11 protein-coding genes and 1 pseudogene are annotated in these 14,369 nt (G+C 70.8%); 8 read left to right on the forward strand and 4 right to left on the reverse strand.

The features are described from left to right. Positions 1 to 15 precede the first annotated feature (15 nt). Entirely contained in the window at positions 16 to 294 is a 279-nt protein-coding gene (locus HNO80_RS09090) for a hypothetical protein (protein WP_217500761.1), read from the forward strand. A 61-nt stretch (positions 295 to 355) separates the two neighbouring features. On the opposite strand, the gene HNO80_RS09095 is transcribed toward HNO80_RS09090, so the two are convergent. From HNO80_RS09095 to HNO80_RS09105, 3 genes and pseudogenes are all read right to left on the reverse strand, one after another. Beyond that, complete coding sequence (locus HNO80_RS09095; RefSeq protein WP_175322526.1) at positions 356 to 1,285, reverse strand: NADP-dependent oxidoreductase; 930 nt, start codon at positions 1,283 to 1,285, stop codon at positions 356 to 358. A gap of 176 nt (positions 1,286 to 1,461) precedes the next feature. Next, positions 1,462 to 1,543 (reverse strand): annotated as a pseudogene (locus HNO80_RS18200) (YkvA family protein); the annotation flags it as partial. Between the two features lie 223 nt (positions 1,544 to 1,766). After that, the gene (locus HNO80_RS09105) at positions 1,767 to 2,435 is read right to left on the reverse strand and encodes a TetR/AcrR family transcriptional regulator (protein ID WP_175322528.1); all 669 of its coding nucleotides are present in this window, start codon (positions 2,433 to 2,435) and stop codon (positions 1,767 to 1,769) included. Positions 2,436 to 2,557: 122 nt separating this feature from the next. On the opposite strand from HNO80_RS09105, the gene HNO80_RS09110 reads away from it, so the two are divergent. The 7 genes from HNO80_RS09110 (at position 2,558) to ppsA (ending at position 12,430) form a co-directional block, all read left to right on the forward strand. Continuing rightward, the gene (locus HNO80_RS09110; RefSeq protein ID WP_175322529.1) at positions 2,558 to 2,884 is read left to right on the forward strand and encodes a thiamine-binding protein; all 327 of its coding nucleotides are present in this window, start codon (positions 2,558 to 2,560) and stop codon (positions 2,882 to 2,884) included. Between the two features lie 76 nt (positions 2,885 to 2,960). After that, complete coding sequence (locus HNO80_RS09115) at positions 2,961 to 3,638, forward strand: O-methyltransferase (protein ID WP_175322530.1); 678 nt, start codon at positions 2,961 to 2,963, stop codon at positions 3,636 to 3,638. Between the two features lie 168 nt (positions 3,639 to 3,806). Next, positions 3,807 to 4,898, forward strand: a complete 1,092-nt coding sequence (locus tag HNO80_RS09120) for an acyl-CoA dehydrogenase family protein (protein ID WP_175322531.1) — start codon at positions 3,807 to 3,809, stop codon at positions 4,896 to 4,898. Then, the gene (locus HNO80_RS09125) at positions 4,892 to 6,307 is read left to right on the forward strand and encodes a bifunctional PIG-L family deacetylase/class I SAM-dependent methyltransferase (protein ID WP_175322532.1); all 1,416 of its coding nucleotides are present in this window, start codon (positions 4,892 to 4,894) and stop codon (positions 6,305 to 6,307) included. Before HNO80_RS09120 ends, HNO80_RS09125 begins: the two co-directional genes overlap by 7 nt. 65 nt (positions 6,308 to 6,372) lie before the next feature. After that, complete coding sequence (locus HNO80_RS09130) at positions 6,373 to 7,110, forward strand: glycosyltransferase family 2 protein (RefSeq protein WP_175322570.1); 738 nt, start codon at positions 6,373 to 6,375, stop codon at positions 7,108 to 7,110. A 162-nt stretch (positions 7,111 to 7,272) separates the two neighbouring features. Next, entirely contained in the window at positions 7,273 to 9,930 is a 2,658-nt protein-coding gene (locus HNO80_RS09135; RefSeq protein WP_175322533.1) for a cation-translocating P-type ATPase, read from the forward strand. Positions 9,931 to 10,012: 82 nt separating this feature from the next. Continuing rightward, positions 10,013 to 12,430, forward strand: a complete 2,418-nt coding sequence (ppsA, locus tag HNO80_RS09140) for a phosphoenolpyruvate synthase (RefSeq protein WP_175322534.1) — start codon at positions 10,013 to 10,015, stop codon at positions 12,428 to 12,430. Here the strand turns inward: ppsA and HNO80_RS09145 are convergent. After that, positions 12,378 to 14,312 (reverse strand): heavy metal translocating P-type ATPase, encoded by a 1,935-nt coding sequence (locus tag HNO80_RS09145; protein WP_175322535.1) that lies wholly within the window; start codon positions 14,310 to 14,312, stop codon positions 12,378 to 12,380. The genes ppsA and HNO80_RS09145 overlap by 53 nt on opposite strands. Positions 14,313 to 14,369: the final 57 nt, after the last annotated feature.

A 14,369-nucleotide genomic window follows, 5' to 3' on the forward strand; every position in this document is an offset into this window, starting at 1 on the left:
CAATGGGAGCATTCGATGATGACCGATAAAGACGTTCCGAATGCCGCCGCGCCCGGGCCGCAGGATCCAGAGGCGGTGAACCCGGAAGCCGCAGGTGCGGACGCCGCCGGCAAGGCACACCATCCCAGGCCGCACGAGCACTTCGTTTCCCCCGGGGCAGAATCCACCCGGGAACTGCGCGAAATGGCCCGACGCCGTCGTGAGGCCGAAGAGAAGCTGCAGCAGCACTTGCAGGAGGCACACCACCTGCACGAGGCCAAGGAAAAGCCAGCCGAAGATCAAGGCGGGCACTGAGAGGTTCAGCTGCAAGGACCCGGCGGGCCGGCGGCAGCCGGACTCCGGCTGCCGCCCCGCCTCAGGCGTCGCCGTCGACCGTCACGACAATCTTGCCGCGGGTGTGCCCTTCCATGTTGAGGCGGAACGCATCTGCCGCCTGCGCCAGCGGGAAGGTCTGCGCCACCTCAACCCGGAGCTTGCGCTCATCGACCAGCTCGGAGAGCTCCTGCAGATCGGCGCCCACCGGGTTCACCCACATCCAGGTGCCGCCGTGCTGCTCAACTTCGCTGTCGGCGATGGAGGCGTGCCGGCCGCCGTCGGCCAGCACCGCCAGGGTGGCATCGAGGTTCCCGCCGACGAAGTCCGCCACGACCTCGACTCCTTCGGGGCGAAGTGCCCGCACCCGGTCCGCGAGTCCTTCACCGTAGCTGACGGGTTCGGCGCCGAGGGAGCGCAGGAACTCGTGGTTCTTTTCTGACGCCGTCGCGATCACACGTGCACCCAGCGCCGCGGCGATCTGGATTCCGAGGGACCCGACGCCGCCGGCCCCGCCATGGATCAATACGGTCTCGCCGGCCTTGAGGCCGAGGCGCGTGAGGACCTGATAGGCCGTCAGTCCCGCCAGGGGAAGCCCGGCGGACTCATTCCACCCGAGTGAGGCGGGCTTGCGGGCGAGGAGCCGTTCCGGGAGGGCGATGTATTCAGCGAAACTCCCGCCGTGGACATAGTCTTTGCGGCCATAGGCGATGACTTCATCGCCGGGCTGGAAATGCGGCGCGTCGATGCCGACCGATTCCACGACGCCGGCCACATCCCAGCCGGGAATTGCCGGGAACTGCAGGTCCATCACTGCATCCAAGTAGCCGGCCATGATCTTCCAGTCGACCGGATTTACCGATGCCGCCTTGACCTTGACCAGAACCATGCCCGGCCCGACCTTTGGCATCGGACGCTCGGCCAACTCAAGGACGTCCGGATTTCCATATTCGCTGTACGTTATCGCCTTCATGCAGGCTTCAACGGCTGCTTCCGGGACCCTATTCCGCGTGCCGCAGACAAGTGTGTCAGCTCACCGGGCGGTGCCGAGTCCGGCCAGTTTCAGGATCAGCTGCAGGCCCTCCGGCGTGCCGGGCCAGTGCCGTTCCACGGCCTCCGCGCCGGCCCGGGCGACCACGGAGCGCAGCACCAGGGCGACGATGACGACGTCGTCCGCGTAGCCGATCACGGGCAGGAAGTCGGGCACCAGGTCGATCGGCGAGAGCAGGTACGCCAGCAGCAGGGCCAGCCGGATGCGCACGCCGACAGCGACCGTGCGGTCGGCCACCAGCCGCCGGATCAGCCGGAGCAGGTCCGGCAGCAGCCGCAGGGCATCCTTCATGGTGACCGTCGCCGGGTGGCGCCGCGCGTAGCCCCAGAGCAGCGCCAGTAGCACGGCATACATCAGCAATAGGCCGCCGAGCACGCCGGCGACGGTTTCCCACGTCATGGGGTCAACGGTACGTGGTTCCGTAAGTCGACCCGAAGCCGACGCCGAATGCGGTGCCGTACGTGGTCCCCGGCAGCAGCGACTGCGGTGGCAGCGGACGATCGGGGCGTTCTGCGCGGATGGCGTCCTCGAGCAGGGCGGCCGGACGACGCCAGGCATCCGAACCGGCCTCCATCGTGTCCACCACGCCGATCAGCATGGCCAGCAGCCGGATCATGTCAGTCATGGAGATGTCGCTGCGCAGCGTGCCCTGGCCCTGGCCGCGGCCCAGCAGTACGGCCACCGACTCGATCAGGTCCCCGGTGATGCCGGTAAGCACACCGCGGCGGCCGGCCACCGCGCCGAGCAGGTTGGCTTCGTCGCTGGCAACCCCCATCAGGGCGTCGACCACGCGGAACAGGCCTTCGGCGGCGTCCTTGCCGGCAAGCGCTTCCTCGATGACCGGATTGACCCGCAGCTTCAACTGCTGGTGCAGCGCGGCGAGCACGAGTTCTTCCTTGTCGGCGAAGTTCCGGAACAGGGTCGCGGGGCCTACTCCGGCAGTGACGGCGATAGTCTGAAGCGGAACTTCGGGGCCGTGCTCGCGAAAGCACTGGCGGGCCGCGGCAATGATCTTGTTGACGTTGCGCGCTGCATCCGCACGGAGCGGCCTGCGGTCTACTGCCCGGTTCATTTGCTCAGGGTAGCAACGCGGAGGTGGAGGAAACCTGTTACCGGCGGGTACGCCCAATTGTGACGTGTCGGCCCGCGATTTTGGACCCGGGCTGCCCGGATCCCGCGTGGCAGACTGGAGCCATGTTGCTTGCATTTTCTGTCGCACCCTCCGGCCGTCCCGCCGGCGCCCCCGCCGGCTCCGAATCCGACGACGCCTCGGTCCACCATGCCGTCGCCGAGGCGGTGCGGATCGTCCGGGAATCCGGGCTGCCGAACCACACTGACTCGATGTTCACCACGATCGAGGGCGAATGGGATGAGGTGTTCGACGTCGTGAAGCGGGCTACGGAGGCCGTGGGCCGCTACGGCAGCCGCGTCTCCCTGGTGATCAAGGCCGACATCCGCCCCGGCTGCACGGGCGAACTGACCGGCAAACTGGACCGGCTGGAACAGGCCCTGGGCGACTAATCCGGAGCCGCGCTGGCCCTGGGCGGGGAGCCCACGGCCCTACCCTCCGGCGGGGGCAGCTGAAAGACTGGGCCGCATGATCGAGCATCTGCCCACATCCCGCTGGATCGCCGTCGAGGAGTACCTCTCCGGCGTTGTGGTCCGGCCCGACACTTCGCTGCGGCGCGCCGTGGCCGCCGCCCTCGACGCCGGGATGCCGCCCATCGAGGTCGCCCCGAACGCCGGCAAGCTCCTGAAGCTGCTGGTCCAGCTCTCCGGCGCCCGCCGGGTGCTGGAGATCGGCACGCTGGCTGGGTTCAGCACCATTTGGATGGCACAGGGCTTGCCCGACGGCGGCCGGCTGGTCACCTGCGAATACCTGCCCCGGCACGCCGAGGTGGCGCGCGCCAATCTCGACCGGGCCGGGCTGGGCCACCTCGTGGACATCCGGGTGGGCGCGGCCCTGGATACGCTGCCCGCGCTGGAAAGCGAGGGCGCCGGGCCTTTCGATTTTGTGTTCATCGACGCGGACAAGGAACACAACCCGCAATACCTGGACTGGGCCATCAGGCTGGGCCGGCCCGGCACCACGGTGGTGATGGACAACGTGGTGTGGGAGGGCGCGGTGCTGGAACCGGCCCTGGATCCCGTCAACGCCCCGGGGATCGTCGCGGCGCTGGAGATGATGGGCGCGGACCCGCGGCTGGACGCCACCGTGATCCAGACGGTGGGATCGAAGGGCTGGGACGGCTTCGCGCTCGCCCTCGTGCGGTAGCGCGCTGTCGATGCAGCGCGGTAGCGCGCTGTGGGAGCAGCGCGGTAGCGCGATGCCGACGCAGGCCGGCGAAGTGCTAAGTATGCTTAGATTTACCCGGCGGCTTCGGCCGGCAGCTGCAGGCACGGACAACACCAGGCGCACATCGCAAAGGACACGGACGAGGCAATGAACGCGACCCAGGAAGCCCGCTCTCCCAAGGCCGTGCGGATCAGCTCCACACCTGACGAACTGGCCGACATCTCACCGCTGCTGGACGCCGCCGCGGCGGGCGTCGGGGACGTTCCGGCCCTGCTGGCACTCGCCAAGGACGTGGGGGAGACCGCCCCGAAACCCGGCACGGGCAGCACCGCGTTCCTGTGGGAGATCCTCGCCTCGATCACCGCCGTCGACGTCGCCGCCGGACGGATTCTGGAACCCCACCTCGACGCCGCCGCGATCCTGGCCCAGGCCGGTGCTGCGGATTTCGATGATGCCCCCGTTGATCTCCCCTTCGACGGCACCTGGGGCGTCTTCGCCGCCGAGGCCCCCGGGCTGAGGCTAGAAGCCCAGGACGCCGACGGCGCCGTCGTGCTGAATGGCTCCAAGCCGTGGTGTTCCATCGCCGCGCAGCTCGACCACGCGGTGCTGACCGCGCACCTCGACGGCGGCGGCCGCGCCGCCTTCGCCGTCGACCTGCACGCCGCCGGGGTCAGCTTTGCGGACCCGGAATGGACCAGCCTGGGCCTGCGCGAGGTCCCCAGCGGCACCGTGCACTTCGACGCCGTGCCGGCCATACCGCTCGGCCCGGCCGGCTGGTACTACCAGCGTCCCGGCTTCGCCTGGGGCGGCATGGGGGTCGCCGCCTGCTGGTTCGGCGGCGCCGTCGCCGTGGCCCGCAACTATGCGGAGTCCCTGAAAAAAGCGGCCGACGGCGGCCGCGAACCGGACCAGCTCGCCCTCGCCCACCTCGGCGAAATCGACCGCACGCTGACCGGGCTCACCCAGTACCTCGCCCGGACCGCGGCCCGGATCGACGCCGGGGAGCTCTCCGGCGCCGGCGCATGGAGCGAGGCGCTGCGCGTCCGCGGCAGCGTGGCCGCCGCCGTCGAACGCGTCCAGTCGCTGGTGAGCCAAAACCTCGGGCCCGCCCCGCTGGCCTTCGACGCACGCTACGGCAAACGCATGGCCGACCTCTCGCTCTACATCCGGCAGCATCACGCCATGCGCGACGACGCCCAGCTCGGCGCCCTGACCTTCAAAGGGGACCACCCATGGTGAGCTTCACGCACAACGACGCCGGGACGCACGAAGAGGACTGGGCGCGCAGCGGCGTCGCCGCCCTGCCGGAACTCCCGCTCGGCGCCGGGGAGCTGGCCGGTACGGCGTTCATCGTCCTGGCCGCCCACCCCGACGACGAATCCCTCGGCGCCGGCGGCCTGATGGCCCGGCTGCACGGGCTCGGCGCAGAGGTGCGCGTGCTGCTGTGCACGGCCGGGGAGGCCTCCCACCCCGACTCGCCCAGCACCACACCGGAACAGCTTGCCGGCCTGCGGCTGCGGGAGTTCGCCGGCGCGCTCGGGCGGCTCGTCCCGAACGCCGAGTGGCGGTACCTCGGGCTGCCGGACGGGAACCTCGCCGGCCACCGGGACCAGGTCCTCGCCGCGATCCGCGAGGCCGCGGCTGCCACCGGACGGGCCGCGGACCGCGTCGTCCTCGTGGCGCCCTACCGGAACGACGGCCACACCGACCACGACGCACTGGGCTCCGCGGCTGCGGAGGCGGCCGCCGCCTCCGGCCACGGGCTGCTGGAGTACCCGGTCTGGTACTGGCTCTGGGCCGGCCCCGCGGACCCGGCCTGGGAATCCTGGCTGCGGCTCCCGCTGACCCCGGCCGAGGAGCAGGCGAAGGCGCAGGCCATGGCGGCTCACACCTCGCAGGTCCGGGCACTCTCGGACCAGCCGGGGGATGAAGTGCTGCTCCCGCAGGCCTTCCTGCAGCATTTTTCCCGGCACTGGGAGACGTTCGCCTGGCAGCGGCCCGCCACCGCGGCGGCAGTTCCCCCGGCCGGAACGGCGGCAACCCCCGCAGGGCTGCCGCCCGCGTACGCCGCGGCGGACGCGGAGGGACTCTTCGACAAAGTCCATGCCCGGAGCGAGGACCCCTGGGAGTACACCACCAGCTGGTACGAACACCGCAAGCGCGCGCTGACCCTCGCGGCGCTCCCCGGCCGGAGCTACTCCGCCGGCCTGGAAATCGGCTGCTCGATCGGCACCCTCAGCGTGGAACTCGCTGAACGCTGCGGAAGCTTCCTGGCCGTCGACGCGAGCAGCGCGGCGCTGGCGCACGCTGCGCGGCGGCTCGAGCACCTGCCGGCCGCGCAGACCCGCCACCTGACGGTGCCGCAGGACTGGCCGGAGGGCACGTTCGACCTGATCGTGGTGTCGGAGGTGGGCTACTACCTCTCGCCGGAGGAACTGGCGGCCCTGTTCGAACGGGTCGAGGCCACGCTGCTGCCCGGCGGCACCCTGGCGCTCTGCCACTGGCGGCACCCGATCGACGGCTGGGAGCTCGACGGCGACACCGTCCACGCAGCAGCGCGCCGGCAGCTTCGCTGGGCCGACGCCGGCCTCTACCGGGAGCGTGACTTCGTGCTGGAAATCCTCCGCGCCCCGGAGCCGCTCGCGTGAGCAACGTGGCGGCCCCGGCCGGGCCCCCGCAACGACGCCCCGGCATCGACGCCGTCGCCGTCGTGATGCCGGCCCACAACGAGGACCAGCACCTGGACCGGGCGCTGCGGGCGGTGCAGCGCGCCGCCGACGAGCTGCAGCGGCAGCGGCCCGGCGTCGCCGTCCGGGTGACGGTGGTCCTGGACAGCTGCACCGACCGCTCCGCCGAAATCACCGCGGGGTACGTCGACGCCGACCCGCGCTTCAGCGCGCTCGACGTCCGGCTGCGCAGCGCCGGCGCGAGCCGGGCGGCAGGCGTCCGCGCCGCCGTGCTCAGTCCGCAGCGGCGCGCCCCCGGCCAGCGTTCCGCGCCGCTGCCCTGGCCGGGACGGACCTGGCTGGCCAACACCGACGCCGATTCGCAGGTCCCGGTGAACTGGCTGGTGCGGCAGCTCGAATTCGCCGAGGCCGGTGCCGACGCGGTGCTGGGCTCGGTGGAACCGGACCCGGTCGGGATGGACCCGGAACTGCTGCGCCGCTGGCTGGACCGCCACCCCTTCGAGGAAAACCACCCGCACATCTACGGCGCCAACTTCGGCGTCCGGGCCTCCGCCTACCTCGCCGCGGGCGGCTTCTCCACGCTGGAATCGCACGAGGACCGCACCCTGGTCCAGAGCCTGCGCAGCCTCGCCTTCACCGTCCTCGCAACTGACAGCATGCGGGTCCTGACCTCCGGCCGGACCCACGCACGCGCACCGCAGGGCTTCGGCGCGTACCTGCGCTCGCTGGGACGGCAGCGGCCGCCTGCCGCCACCGGCAACTGAGGGCGGCCCCGGCAACCGAAGCCGCTCCGGGGCAGCGTAGCCGCGCGCCGGCCCCCGGTGACCTTTGGCCCTAACAAGGGGTGCCGCGCCGGAGCATCCTCGGAGGCATGATGCACCTGGGCAGTGCTGGCGTTAGGTGCTGCGCATGACGGGCGGCGGAGGGTGAACCCTGCCGCGGCAGGGCCGCTACCCGGGATCTCCGGACTGAGCTCGGCGGAGGCTGCCCTGCGGCTGGAGCGCGCCGGGCCGAACCGGTTGCCCGAGGCCCGGGCCGTGCCGGGCTGGCGGCGGCTGCTGGCAGAGCTGACCCACTTTTTTGCCGTCATGCTCTGGGTGGCGGCCGTCCTCGCCTTCGTCGCCGGAATGCCGCAACTGGGTATCGCCATCGTCGTGGTGATCGTGGTGAACGGGGTATTCGCCTACATCCAGCAGGAGCGCGCCCAGCACGCGGCCGCCAAGCTGCGGGAGTTGCTGCCCGCCATGGTCTCGGTGCGCCGGGACAACCGCATCGTCAAGGTGCACACCACCGAGCTGGTGCCCGGCGACGCCGTCGTGCTGGTTGCCGGAGACCGGGTGCCGGCGGATCTCCGCCTGGCGCTGGCTGCGGGCTGCACGGTGGACGAATCGATGCTCACCGGCGAAAGCGAAGCGGTCACCAAGGCCTCCGGCGACACCGTGTTCGGTGGAACCTTCCTGGTCATCGGCACGGCCGAAGGCGTGGTCGCCAGCACCGGGGGACAGACGAGGCTCGCCGAGATCGCGTCGCTGACCGGCAAGGTCGAGGCGCCGCCGAGCCCGCTGGCACTGGAGCTGCAGCGGATTGTCCGGATCGTCGCCGGCGTGGCCCTGGGCATCGGCGCCTTGTTCTTCATCCTCTCGCTGCTGGTGGGCATCTCCTGGCGGGACGCGTTCCTCTTCGCGATCGGCGTGGCGGTGGCGCTGGTGCCTGAGGGCCTGCTCCCCACCGTTACCCTCTCGCTCGCCATCGGTGCCCAGCGGATGGCCGCGCGCAACGCGCTGGTGCGCAACCTGCAGGCGGTCGAGACGCTTGGCTCCACCACGTTCATCTGCACCGACAAGACAGGAACCCTCACGCAGAACCGGATGAACGCCGTCGAGGTCTGGACACCCTCCGGGCTGCTCGGCATCACCGGCTCGGGCTACGGGCCGGAAGCCCAGGTCACCGGAGAGGGCGGCGCGGACGCCGGGGCAGAGGCTTTCCGGGCGGGGCAGCGGCTCAGCGCCGCCGCCCGGGCCGCCTCGGTGGGCCGGGCGGTGCCGCACGACGGGCAGTGGATCGCCGAGGGCGACCCGATGGAAGCCGCCATCGATGCGCTCGCCACCCGGCTGGCCGGCCCCGGCGGCCGGCCGGAGGAGCCGACGCCCTCGCACCGCTTCGCCTTCGATCCCCGCCGGCTTCGGGAATCCGCCATCGTCGGCACCAAGCTCTTCGTCAAAGGCGCCCCGGAGTCCGTGATCCCCTTGTGCCGCGGCGACGGCGGCGGCGAGGACGGCGGCGAGGAAGGCGCCGACCGCGCCCTGCAGATGGTGGACCAGATGGCCTCGCACGGGCTCAGGGTGCTCGCGGTCGCGCAGCGGAGCCTGCCGGGCCCGGTGCGGGACGGCACGACGGCGGACGAAGTGGAGACCGGGCTGACGCTGCTGGGGCTGATCGGCCTGCACGATCCGCCCCGCGCCGAGGTGCGCCTCTCGCTGCAGGCGGCCCGCGACGCCGGCATCAAGGTGGGCATGGTCACCGGCGACCACGCCTTCACGGCCGCCGCCATTGCCCGGGAAACCGGCCTGATCGGCTCCCCGGAGCTGGTGCTGGAGGGCCACACCCTGCCGGAGGACGATGAGGTCCTGGCCGCGCTGCTGGACCGCGACGGCGTCGTGGTCAGCCGGGTGACGCCGGAACAAAAGCTCCGGGTGGCCCGGCTGCTGCAACACCGCGGCCACGTGCTGGCCATGACCGGTGACGGCGTCAACGACGGGCCTGCGCTGCAGCAGGCGGACATCGGCGTCGCGATGGGCCTCAGCGGCACGGACGTGGCCCGCGAGGCGGCGGACCTGGTGCTGCTCGACGACGACTTCGCGACGATCATCGCGGCCGTGGAACAGGGCCGCGCGACCTACGCGAATATCCGCCGTTTCCTGACCTACCACCTCACGGACAACGTCGCCGAGCTGACGCCGTTCGTGTTCTGGGCCATGTCCGGCGGCCGGTTCCCGCTGGCGCTGAGCGTGCTGCAGATCCTCGCCCTGGACATTGGTACGGACCTGCTGCCGGCGCTGGCCCTCGGCAGCGAAGCGCCCAGCAAAGGGGCGCTGAAACGTGCACCGGAGCGCCGGCACCTGATGGACCGTGCCCTGATGTTCCGGGTCTTCGGGCTGCTGGGCCCGGTGGAGGCGCTGATGGAGATGACGGCCTACACGGCCGTGCTCTTCGGCGCCGGCTGGAGTCCCGGGGCCGAACTGCCGCCGTCAGATGTGCTGATGGCGGCCTCGGGCGCAGCGTTCACCACCGTGGTCCTGGCCCAGCTTGCCAACGCCTTCGCCTGCCGCAGCGCCACCTCCCCGCCCTGGCGGCTGGGCTGGTTCACCAACCGGCTGCTGCTCTGGGCCGTGCTGGCAGAGCTGGGGCTGCTTTCCGTGTTCCTGTTCCTCGGCCCGCTCGCCGCCCTGCTGGGCCATGCCCCACCCACGCCCGGGGGGCTGGCCGTGGCCCTCGCCGCCGTCCCGGCGGTCCTGCTCGCGGACTGGCTCTACAAGCTGGCCCGGCACGGCAGGTCCGGCCGGCCCGCCAAACGCGCCGCCTAAGAGGTCCAAAGCCTCTGACCCCACACCGCCCCGGGCCGCAGGATCGGACCATGGATGGACAAACGCCCAAAGGAGCGCCGGCATGCCCGAACACGTGAAGTGGTTTGAAGAAATTGGCATGGGGGACGTCCCGCAGGTCGGCGGCAAGAATGCTTCCCTGGGCGAACTCATCCAGTCCCTCAAGGCCCGGGGCGTACGGGTTCCCGACGGCTTCGCCACCACCGCCGCGGCCTACCGGACCTTCGTCGCTGCGAACGCGATCGAACCGGCGATGCGCTCGCGGATCCTGGCCTACCGCTCCGGGGACGCGACGCTGCGCGAGACCGGGGAAGCCATCCGGGAACTGTTCCTGGCCAGCGATTTCCCGCCGGACATCGCCGACTCCATCCGTTCGCACTACCGCGACCTGGGGCAGCGCGCCGGCCTGGAGCGGCTTTCCGTCGCGGTCCGGAGCAGCGCCACGGCCGAGGACCTGCCCGATGCCAGCTTCGCCGGCCAGCAGGAAACCTTTTTGAACGTCACCGGCGACCGGGAACTGATGGACGCCTGCAGGCGCTGCTACGCCTCACTGTTCACGGACCGGGCCATCAGCTACCGGGAGGTCAAGGGCTTCGACCACCTCGACGTCGCGCTCTCGATCGGGGTCCAGCGGATGGTGCGCTCCGACGTCGGCGCCTCCGGGGTGATGTTCTCAATCGACACGGACTCCGGGTTCCCGCGGGCGGCCGTGATCAGCGCCGCCTGGGGCCTCGGCGAGACCGTGGTCCAGGGCACGATCAACCCGGACAAGTACCTCGTGTTCAAACCGCTCCTGAGCGAGGCCGCGGGCGGACCGGCGGAGGGACCGGCGGAGGGAATCAGCCCGATCATCGAAAAGACCCTCGGCTCCAAGGCGCAGAAGATGGTCTACAGCCGCGGCGGCCACGCCCGCACCCGCACCGTCGACACCTCGGAAGCGGAACGCCGGTCCTTCGTCCTGGCCGACGCCGAGATCCTCACCCTGGCCCGCTGGGCCGTGAGCGTCGAGGAGCACTACCGCCGGCCGATGGACATGGAATGGGCCCGGGACGGCGTGACCGGCGAGCTCTTCATGGTCCAGGCCCGGCCGGAGACGGTGCAGTCGCAAAAGACCGGTTCCCGCTTCACCCTGCACCACCTGCTGGGAACCGGGACGGTGCTGGTGACCGGGGCGGCCATCGGCGACTCGATCGCGCAGGGCACGGCGTGCGTGATCCGGAGCGCCGCTGATATCGACAAGTTCCGGGACGGCGCCATCCTGGTCACCGAAATGACCGACCCGGACTGGGTGCCCATCATGAAGCGCGCCGCCGGGATTGTCACCGACCACGGCGGCCCCACCAGCCACGCGGCGATCGTGAGCCGGGAACTGGGGGTGCCCGCCGTCGTCGGGACCGGCAACGCCACTAGTGTCCTGGCCGAGGACCAGGCCGTGACCCTGTCCTGCGCCGAAGGCGACCAGGGCCGCGTCTATGCCGGCAGCCTCGCGTTCGAAACCGAGGAGGTGGACCTGGGGGAGCTGCCGGCGACGCGCACCAAAGTCATGGTCAACATCGCCAGCCCCGCGGCCGCCTTCCAGTGGTGGCGGCTGCCCGCGGACGGCGTCGGGCTGGCCCGGATGGAGTTCATCATCAGCGCCCTGATCCGGGTCCATCCGATGGCGCTGGTCCACCCGGAACGGGTCACGGACCCGCAGGAAGCGGCGCAGATCCGGGAACTGACGCGCGGCTACACCGATCCATGCGACTACTTCGTGGATGCCCTGGCGCTCGGCATCGCGAAGATCGCCGCGCCCTACCATCCGAACCCGGTGATCGTGCGGCTCAGCGACTTCAAAACCAACGAGTACGCGCACCTGATCGGCGGCGCCTCCTTCGAGGAGGCCGAGGAGAACCCGATGCTCGGCTTCCGCGGCGCCTCGCGGTACTACGACGAGCGGTACCGGGAAGGCTTCGCGCTCGAATGCCTGGCGCTGAAACGGGTCCGGGAGCGGATCGGCTTCAGCAACATCATCGTCATGGTCCCGTTCTGCCGGACACCGCAGGAGGCGGACAAGGTGCTGGCGGTGATGGCGGAGAACGGCCTGGTCCGCGGCGAGCACGGCCTGCAGGTCTACATGATGTGCGAGATCCCCTCCAACGTGGTCCTGGCCAGTAAATTCGCCACCCGCTTCGACGGCTTCTCGATCGGCTCGAACGACCTCACCCAGCTGGTCCTCGGCGTGGACCGGGACTCGGCGCAGCTGGCGGCGCTGTTCGACGAGCGCGATGAGGCCGTCATGGCGATGATCAGCGAGGCGATCCGGAAGGCGCACGCGGCAGGGATCAAGATCGGTATCTGCGGGCAGGGCCCCAGCAACCACCCGGAGTTCGCGGCGTTCCTGGTTGGCGAGGGCATCGATTCGATCTCGCTGAACCCGGACAGCTACCTCAGGACCGTCCCGCGGATCGCGGAAGCCGAGAAGCTGGCGTCCGAGGGCTAGGCCGGCCGGCCGCCCTGCCCGGCCGCGGGGTCCGCGTCCCGGAGCCCAGCGCCCGGAGCGCGTTCAGGATCGTGGCGAGGTCCACCACCTCCTGGGAGAGGGCGCCGGCGATGGCCGGAACGTAGCCCGCGGCTGCCGCCAGCATCAGCGCCACGCTCAGCGCGATGCCGATCCAAATGCTCTGCAGCGCCACCTTCACAGTGCGCTGACCGATCCGCACGGCCGAGGCCACCTTGGACAGGTCGTCCAAGATGATCACGACGTCGGCGGACTCGCCGGCCGCCGTCGAGCCCCGCGCGCCCATCGCGATCCCGACGTCGGCGACGGCCAGGACGGGGGCGTCGTTGACGCCGTCGCCCACCATCATCACCGGACGGCGGGGCAGTGAGCGGACCGCCTCCACCTTGTCCGGCGGCAGGCACTCGGCCCGGACGTCGGTCAGCCCGGCCTCTGCCGCGATGTGCTCGGCGGTGGCGAGGGCGTCGCCGGTCAGCATCACCGTGCGGGTGGCGCCGAGTTCCCGGAGCTCGGCCACGGTGCGGCGGGTTTCCCGGCGGATGGGGTCGCTCATCACGAGGGCTCCGGCGAACTCCCCGGCCACGCCCACGTAGATGGCGAGTTCGCCGCTGGCCAGCTCGCTTTCCACGACGCCGGCGGCCGATTCGGACACGAAATTGGGCTTGCCGACGACCACGTCCCGGCCGTCGAAGCGCGCCCGGACGCCGTGCGTGGCGAATTCGGTGGCCTCCGTGGCGGTCTCGAAAACCAACCCGCGGGACCGTGCCGCGTCCATCACCGAGGCGGCGAGCACGTGGGAGGAATATTGCTCGGCGGATGCCGCGAGCCCGAGGACCCGGTCCTCGGTGAAGGACCCCGCGGTCCGGATGCCCACCAGGGAGGGCCGGCCGTAGGTCAGGGTGCCGGTCTTGTCGAAGGCCACCGTTTTGATCCGGCTCAGCTGCTCCAGAACCCCGGCGTATTTGACGATGATGCCGCCTCGCGCGGCACGGCTCATGCCGCCCAGGAACGCCACGGGGGCGGCGATCAGCAGTGGACACGGCGTGGCCACCACCAGCACCTCCGCGAACCGGACCGGGCTGCCGCTGACGATCCAGCCGATCGCCCCGAGAACGTACGCGAGGGCGGTGAAAGGGACGGCATAGCGGTCGGCCAGTCGGACCATGGGGGCCTTGCTCTCGGCCGCCTCCTTCACCAGCGCAACGATCCGGCTGTACTGCGAGTCCTCCATCAGCGCCGTGACCTGCATCCGGATGGCCGCCTCGCCGTTCAACGACCCGCTCATCAGCCCCTCGCCGGCGGCACGCTCCACCGGCAGGCTCTCCCCGGTCAGGGAGGATTCATCAAACGTTCCGGACTCGGAGAGCAGCACCCCGTCCAGCGGCACCACTTCGCCGGGCCGCACCAGCAGGATGTCGCCGACCTCGACGTCGGTGGCCGCCACGTCCTCGTGCTGGCCGTCGGTTTCGGCGGCACGGGCTCCGGCGGCACCGCCGTTGCGTTCCCGGTGGGCCGTCTGCGGGACGCGCTCCAGCAGCGACGTCAGCTCCTTCTTGGCACGGCCGGCGGCGTAGTCCTCAAGGGCGGTACCGCCGGCCATCATGAGCACGATGATCATCGAGGCGACGAATTCGCCCACCAGTACGGTGCTGACAATGGCGGTGACGGCCAGGATGTCGATGCCCCACTGGCCGCCGATCAGGCGGCGGACCATGCCGACGGCGAGGTAGGCCGCCACAGCCAGCGCATAGATGCTGGCGGCGATCCGCGCGATAGCTTCCTGGCCGGAGGCAAGCAGCAATATCACCGCCAGGAGGGCGGCGACCGTGCCCGTGACAAGCGGATACCGGAGCGCAATTTTCACGGTTGTCCCGCCTCGTTCCTCGCGCAAGACCTGGCGTCTGCGACTACTTGAATCCTA

Origin of the sequence: Arthrobacter sp. C9C5, assembly GCF_013359735.1 — a bacterium.
GTDB lineage: Bacteria > Actinomycetota > Actinomycetes > Actinomycetales > Micrococcaceae > Arthrobacter.

Bases quoted from the DNA above. Each gene is read 5' to 3' on its own strand.
- ppsA (WP_175322534.1), top strand. From the start codon at position 10,013: ATGCCCGAACACGTGAAGTGGTTTGAAGAAATTGGCATGGGGGACGTC.
- HNO80_RS09090 (WP_217500761.1), top strand. From the start codon at position 16: ATGATGACCGATAAAGACGTTCCGAATGCCGCCGCGCCCGGGCCGCAG.
- HNO80_RS09105 (WP_175322528.1), bottom strand. From the start codon at position 2,435: ATGAACCGGGCAGTAGACCGCAGGCCGCTCCGTGCGGATGCAGCGCGC.
- HNO80_RS09115 (WP_175322530.1), top strand. From the start codon at position 2,961: ATGATCGAGCATCTGCCCACATCCCGCTGGATCGCCGTCGAGGAGTAC.
- HNO80_RS09110 (WP_175322529.1), top strand. From the start codon at position 2,558: ATGTTGCTTGCATTTTCTGTCGCACCCTCCGGCCGTCCCGCCGGCGCC.
- HNO80_RS09125 (WP_175322532.1), top strand. From the start codon at position 4,892: ATGGTGAGCTTCACGCACAACGACGCCGGGACGCACGAAGAGGACTGG.
- HNO80_RS09120 (WP_175322531.1), top strand. From the start codon at position 3,807: ATGAACGCGACCCAGGAAGCCCGCTCTCCCAAGGCCGTGCGGATCAGC.
- HNO80_RS09130 (WP_175322570.1), top strand. From the start codon at position 6,373: ATGCCGGCCCACAACGAGGACCAGCACCTGGACCGGGCGCTGCGGGCG.
- HNO80_RS09095 (WP_175322526.1), bottom strand. From the start codon at position 1,285: ATGAAGGCGATAACGTACAGCGAATATGGAAATCCGGACGTCCTTGAG.